Genomic DNA, 6,273 nt, shown 5'->3' with positions numbered 1-6,273 from the left:
CCTACAATGCCACACATCGGATGTGTGGCATTGTAGGATATATTGGAAGGCGAGATGTACAGCCGATTTTGTTGAACGGATTAAGCAAGCTGGAGTACCGAGGGTATGATTCCGCAGGGATCGCGGTTCTGGTACAGGATCAGGTCAAGGTGAGCAAGGCGGAGGGACGTCTGGCCAACTTAGCGGGTCAGCTGGACAAGCAGCCGTTGAAAGGATCGGTGGGTATCGGGCATACGCGCTGGGCGACTCACGGCAGACCGTCGGATGCCAACTCCCATCCCCATACGGATATGTCGGGGAAATTCACAGTCGTGCACAACGGCATTGTGGAAAATTATATGGAGCTGAAAACAGAGCTGGAGCAGAAAGGTGTCACTTTTGCTTCCGAGACCGATACGGAGGTCATTGCGCACTTGCTTGCCGAGCATTACGAAGGGGACATTTACACCGCCATGCTGGCGGTCATAGGGAGGCTGCAAGGGGCGTATTCCCTTGGTGTCATGACGGAGTATGAGCCGGATAAGCTGATCGCGTTCAGACAATCGAGTCCGCTTGTGATCGGCGAGGGTGAGGGAGAGTACTTCATGGCTTCGGACATCTCCGCGCTGATTGAGCATACGCGTGATGTGTATATTTTGGAGGATGGGGATATGGCTGTCCTTACCCAGGGGGGTATCTCCATCACGAAAATCGAGACGGGGAAGCCGGCGGCGTGCAAGCTGCTGCAGATCGATTGGAGCGCAGATCAGGTGGAAAAGGGACCGTATGCGCACTTTATGCTGAAGGAAATTCACGAACAGCCGTTAACGCTGCGGAATACGATGCTCGGGCGCTTGGATGAGGGGGGCCAAGTGAGCTTCCCGGAATTGGCGCATGCAGCAGACGCGTTCCAGCAGGTGGATAAAATTTTTATCGTGGCTTGCGGCACCGCCTACCATGCCGGACTTGTCGGCAGCACGGTGCTGGAGAAGTTGACGCGCATCCCTGTGCAGTGCGATATTGCCTCGGAATTCCGATACCGGGACCCGATTATTACGGAACGAACGCTCGTCATCGTCGTGAGCCAATCCGGGGAAACGGCGGATACGCTTGCTGCGCTGCAAGAGAGCAGAAGGCAAGGCGCGAGAATACTGGCCATCACGAATGTGCCAACCAGTTCGATCGCGCGGGATGCGGACTATGTCATCGCCACGAAGGCCGGCCCGGAAATTGCGGTGGCTTCGACGAAGGCGTATACCGCTCAACTGCTTGCGTTCTATCTGTTCAGCCTGTATTTGGCCCAGGAAAGAAAAACGCTGTCCGCCGAGCTTCATGCGGAGCTGGTGCAAGGCTTGAAGTCGCTTCCCGTCCAGGTGGAGAAGGTGCTGGAAAACGCCAACGAAGTGAAGCTGTATGCGGAATCGATCAAGGATGCGGACAGCCTGTTTTTTATCGGAAGGGGCCTTGATTACGCCGTTGCGCTTGAGGGATCGCTCAAGTTGAAAGAGATCTCTTATATCCACTCGGAGGCTTATGCAGCCGGAGAGCTCAAGCACGGTACGTTGGCGCTGATCGAGAAGGATACGCCGGTGATTGCGCTGGCTACACAGATGGATCTGTACGAAAAAGCCGTGAGCAATATCAAAGAAGTCAAAGCCCGTGGAGCCCACGTTATGGGGATTACGGTGGAGGGCAATGTCGGGCTGCTCAACGCGGTCGATGAAATCTGCTTCATCCCGCCGTCTCATCAGCTGCTGGCACCGATTTTGGCTGTCGTGCCGCTGCAGTTAATCTCCTACTACGCCTCCTTGGCGCTGGGGAACGATATTGATAAGCCACGCAACTTGGCCAAAAGTGTGACGGTTGAATAACGATTCGGAGGGAGCTGAACCACATGGAAGCATGGGCTATTCTGTTGGCGGCAGGAAAAGGCACACGGATGAAGTCGGAGCTGCCTAAAGTGCTTCATCCCGTCGGAGGCGTTCCGATGATCGTCCGTTTGGTGGACAAGCTGGAAGCGATGCCGATCACCGGCATTGTGGCCGTGGTCGGGCACCGGGGCGAGCTGGTGGAGAAGTGCTTAGGCACGCGGGTGACCTATGCGTTCCAGAAACAACAGCTTGGAACGGCACACGCCGTTCTCCAGGCTGAGCCTCTTCTCAAAGGCCGCAGCGGCTCGACTTTGGTACTGACGGGCGATACGCCGCTCATCCGGCCATCCACCATCGAGCGGCTGCTGGCGGCTCAGCGGGCGGGGGCAAGCGCCGGGGTGGTGTTGACCGCGATCGTGCAGGACCCTACGGGCTATGGCCGAATTATCCGCGATGCTGTGAGCGGCGAAGTCGTCGATATTATTGAAGAGAAGGACGCAACGCCTGAGCAGAAACGGATTACGGAGATTAACACGGGCATTTTCTGTTTCGATAATGAAAGCTTGTTTGAGGCGCTTCCGGGCATTACCAATGCCAATGCGCAGCAGGAGTACTACTTGACCGACATCGTGAAGGTGATGCGCCAGAGAGGGATTTCCGGCGCACACAAGCGATTCGGGGCGGTGACCCTCGAGGATGGGACGGAGGTCATGGGGATTAACACCCCGGAACAATTGGAAGAGGCGAATCGGGCCTTTTATGCGCGCAAGGGGATTTTTGCATAAAAAGTAGAGGGAGGAGAACGGATATGGGAGCTATTTTTGGTACAGACGGCGTCAGAGGGGTCGCGAACAGCGAGTTGACACCAGAGCTGGCCTTTGAATTAGGGCTGATTGTTGGCTGGATGTTGGGGCGTAGTTGTGAAGGCCGTCGGCCTGCCGTGGCCATCGGACGGGATACGCGTATTTCCGGGCCTATGCTGGAAGCGGCCTTGGTTGCTGGGTTGTTATCCGCCGGGGCGGATGTCATTAGGCTGGGCGTTCTGCCGACGCCGGGTGTGGCTTATTATTCGCGGCAATCCGGTATGGATGCAGGGGTGATGATCTCCGCTTCGCATAATCCGGTGGAGGATAACGGGATTAAGTTTTTTGGCAGGGACGGCTTCAAAATGCCGGATGCCTGGGAAGCGGAGGTCGAGCGCCGCTTGCAGGGGAACGAGCATCGGAGCTCCCGCCCTACGGGAGCGGAGGTTGGCACGCTGCGTGATAATTCGCAAGGCGCGCAGGACTACGTAAGCTACTTGAAGTCGACGGCAGCGGTGGGGCTGTCCGGCTGCAAAATCGTGCTCGATTGCGCGAACGGGGCGGCTTCAGCGCTGGCTCCGCAGCTGTTCGCCGAATTGGGCGCGGAGACGGTGCTCTTGCATCATCTCCCGGACGGTTTAAATATTAATCAGGATTGCGGCTCCACGCATCCGGAGTATTTGCGTAAAGCTGTGCGGGACCACAAGGCCCATGCGGGACTTTCGTTCGACGGGGATGCGGACCGACTGATCGCGGTTGATGAGCGGGGTGAGATTTTGGACGGGGATCACATCCTCTATATCCTTGCCGCTCATCTGGCCAAGCAGGGACGTCTGCGTCACAACACCGTCGTGTCTACTGTCATGAGTAATCTGGGCTTTCATCAAGCGCTGCATAATATCGGCCTCGACTCGTTCCAAAGCAAGGTCGGAGACCGGCATGTCATGGAAGCGATGCGCAGCGGCGGGTACAACCTGGGCGGTGAGTCGTCGGGGCATATCATTTTGCTGGATCATTCGACGACAGGAGATGGCCTGTTATCGGCCGTTCAGCTGCTGCAGGTGATGCTTCAAACAGGGAAGCCTTTGTCGAAGCTCGCGTCCCCTGTCATCAAGTACCCTCAGCTGGTGGTGAATGTGCGGGTAAACCATAAAACCAAGCTGGAAGGCAATCGCCGCATCCATGCCGTCATCCGCCGGGTGGAAACGGAGATGGCCGGCCGCGGCCGTGTCTTGGTAAGGCCTTCGGGCACGGAACCCCTGGTGCGCGTAATGGCGGAAGGACCGGATGAAAGGGAGCTGTCCGGTTATGTGGCGGGCATTGTAGAGGTGGTCAAGGAAGAGCTTGAATACCGCGTGGTTTAATTCATTTCTCCCTATGAAAGTCCCTGTGGGAAAGACGATGGTATGCCTAATCTTTGTTCTACTTGTAACGAGCGCTCCTTTATTTTTCCCGGTGTACTCGCTGATCACAGAGCCTGGGGTAGAGGTCAACGGGGAAAAAATCGCCTTTACAGATGCCCAACCCTACATCGATGAACAGACGGGAAGTACGATGGTGCCGGCAAGAGCAATTGCCGAAAAACTGGGGGCTGAGGTGGAATGGAATCGTTCGCTGGAACAGGTAACCTTTCGCAGTCCGTATGCCACAACCTTATTAACCATTGGACAAAACGTCGCTTCGGTTAACGGCAGGCAGGTGGAGTTAAGTGCTCCGGCTGTCCTGAAAAATGACCGCACCCTGGTGCCGCTGAGAGCGGTTAGCGAGAGTCTCGGGGCCGATGTCGATTGGGTGGGGGAACGGAATATGGTACTGATCACGTCGGCGGACAAGGCGCAAAGATCCACTTGGATTTGGGACAGCAAGCTGATTGAGACGGATGGTGACCGTATTCTTCAGTTTGCGGCGAATCAGAAACTGGCTGCCATTTATCTGCGCTATGAAAAAACGTATCCGAGTCAGGATGTTTACCGTAATTTTATCCGCAGAGCGAATGATCAGGGGATCAAGGTGGAGGCGCTGGCCGGCCAATCGGATTGGATCTATGAGAATAACCAGAGCGTCATTCGGCAATGGATTGCAGCTGTTACGCAATATAATGCGTCGGTCAGTGCGCTGGAGCGCTTCCAAGGTTTCCACTTTGATATTGAACCTTACACCTTGGACATGTGGAAAACCAATCAGACCTGGGTGCTCGAACGATGGATGGCTACGATTCGATTCATTGAATCCGAAGTGAAAAGCGCGGATCGCAGCATGACGATGGCTTTCGATATTCCTTTTTGGACTTATAGCCTGAGCGTTCCGGGTTCCAGCTATTCCTTTAGCGCTTGGCTGCTCGAGAAGGCGGACAGCGTTGTCATTATGGCTTATCGGAATCAGGCGCTCGGGGGCAACGGTATCATTGCCACTGCCAAATCCATTATTTTAGAAGCAGCTACGCTGAGGAAAAAGGCCGTCATTGCCGTGGATACGCTGCCTAGTAAGGAAGCTGATCATACGACCTTTTATCAATCGAAGGCTTCGCTGATGGAGTCGGAATTGAAACAGGTCAAGGAAAGCCTCTCCCTTTATCCGAGCTATAGCGGCATCGCGATCCATGATTACGTAAGGTGGGTCGAGCTATTGAATGCTAATCGCTGAGCGGATTCGATGAACAGGAAGGAGTAGGATGCAAAAATGAAAATGATGACAGGCTTGGCGATCTCACTGTTGGCGGGTGCGGCGCTCGGTGTCTCAGGGATGGCCTTCGCTTACACAGGCGGCCATGAGGCAGCTGGAGCGACCGGTACCTTTCAGGAATCGTCTTTACCGGGAGGAGGCCTGGAGGTCCCTCATAATGATCGGATTCATCTTTCTACCGATAAGCAGTGGATCTCCTCGGAAGGCCACTTGTCGGATCTCATCCGGCTGCAGTGGACCAAAGACCGAGCGAAGCCGGCCATCGCCTGGTTAGATGAGAACGGCAAGGACAAGGCGGCGATCATCGCGCATGCCAAAGCAAATAACCCGGAGCAGCACGATCATAACCATATGTCGTTCGAAACGACGATGTCTCCTGACGGCAAAAACCCGAACGAGCTGTTTACACGTCTCGAAATTCCATTCGACCAGGATGTGGCTGAAATTCGCACGCATTCCGCTAATTTTAATGTGATGGATGGCATTCTGCGCGTTGCCGGAACGGAAGGCGTCAATCGTGATCTGACTTGGGCGAAAGCGGATGAGGGGAACGTGACGACGCCCCGCTGGGCGATGCGGGCTGATAACACCAAGGAAACCGGAGGAAATGCCGGCTCCAATCTGCAGATCATCCGGTATTCGGATGACGGCAAAGCCCTGGACAATCCGTTATCGATTAGCCGCAGTAGCGGCAATATCGGGATTGGCAACTCGGACGCGAAGACGAAGCTGGACGTCAGTGACGACAGCATCCGCATCCGGAAATCGATGACGCCGGCCTCGTCTACGGCCCCCGGCGAAGTGGGAGAGATGGCGTGGGATGACGGGTATGTGTATGTGTGTGTAGCACCTAATACATGGAAGCGAACGGCGTTGGCTTCGTGGTGAAAAAAGTAAAAAAGCGGCCTTAGTCTTGAAATCGAGACTGAGGCCACTTT

At 55.3% G+C, this 6,273-nt stretch carries 5 protein-coding genes; all 5 read left to right on the top strand.

The window, feature by feature from the left end:
* Nucleotides 1-20: 20 nt before the first annotated feature.
* The 5 genes from glmS to EJQ19_RS20535 are packed head-to-tail and all read left to right on the top strand — an operon-like array spanning nt 21 to nt 6,223.
* Entirely contained in the window at nt 21-1,850 is a 1,830-nt protein-coding gene (gene glmS, locus EJQ19_RS20555) for a glutamine--fructose-6-phosphate transaminase (isomerizing) (RefSeq protein WP_126143122.1), read from the top strand.
* 23 nt (nt 1,851-1,873) lie between these two features.
* A complete protein-coding gene (locus EJQ19_RS20550) occupies nt 1,874-2,635 on the top strand; it encodes an NTP transferase domain-containing protein (RefSeq protein ID WP_126143119.1) in 762 nt (253 codons plus the stop codon).
* Between the two features lie 23 nt (nt 2,636-2,658).
* Nucleotides 2,659-4,017 (top strand): phosphoglucosamine mutase, encoded by a 1,359-nt coding sequence (gene glmM / locus EJQ19_RS20545; protein WP_126143118.1) that lies wholly within the window; start codon nt 2,659-2,661, stop codon nt 4,015-4,017.
* A 25-nt stretch (nt 4,018-4,042) separates the two neighbouring features.
* Complete coding sequence (locus EJQ19_RS20540) at nt 4,043-5,296, top strand: copper amine oxidase N-terminal domain-containing protein (RefSeq protein WP_241243013.1); 1,254 nt, start codon at nt 4,043-4,045, stop codon at nt 5,294-5,296.
* Between the two features lie 36 nt (nt 5,297-5,332).
* Nucleotides 5,333-6,223, top strand: a complete 891-nt coding sequence (locus tag EJQ19_RS20535) for a hypothetical protein (RefSeq protein ID WP_126143117.1) — start codon at nt 5,333-5,335, stop codon at nt 6,221-6,223.
* The last annotated feature ends 50 nt before the right edge of the window (nt 6,224-6,273 follow it).

Origin of the sequence: Paenibacillus whitsoniae, assembly GCF_003955665.1 — a bacterium.
GTDB classification, from domain to species: domain Bacteria; phylum Bacillota; class Bacilli; order Paenibacillales; family NBRC-103111; genus Paenibacillus_E; species Paenibacillus_E whitsoniae.
Note: the sequence above shows the minus strand (reverse complement) of the source record. Positions and strands in the feature narration are given on the sequence as shown.

Coding starts and splice junctions, on each gene's coding strand:
- glmM (WP_126143118.1), top strand. CDS start 2,659: ATGGGAGCTATTTTTGGTACAGACGGCGTCAGAGGGGTCGCGAACAGC.
- EJQ19_RS20535 (WP_126143117.1), top strand. CDS start 5,333: ATGAAAATGATGACAGGCTTGGCGATCTCACTGTTGGCGGGTGCGGCG.
- glmS (WP_126143122.1), top strand. CDS start 21: ATGTGTGGCATTGTAGGATATATTGGAAGGCGAGATGTACAGCCGATT.
- EJQ19_RS20550 (WP_126143119.1), top strand. CDS start 1,874: ATGGAAGCATGGGCTATTCTGTTGGCGGCAGGAAAAGGCACACGGATG.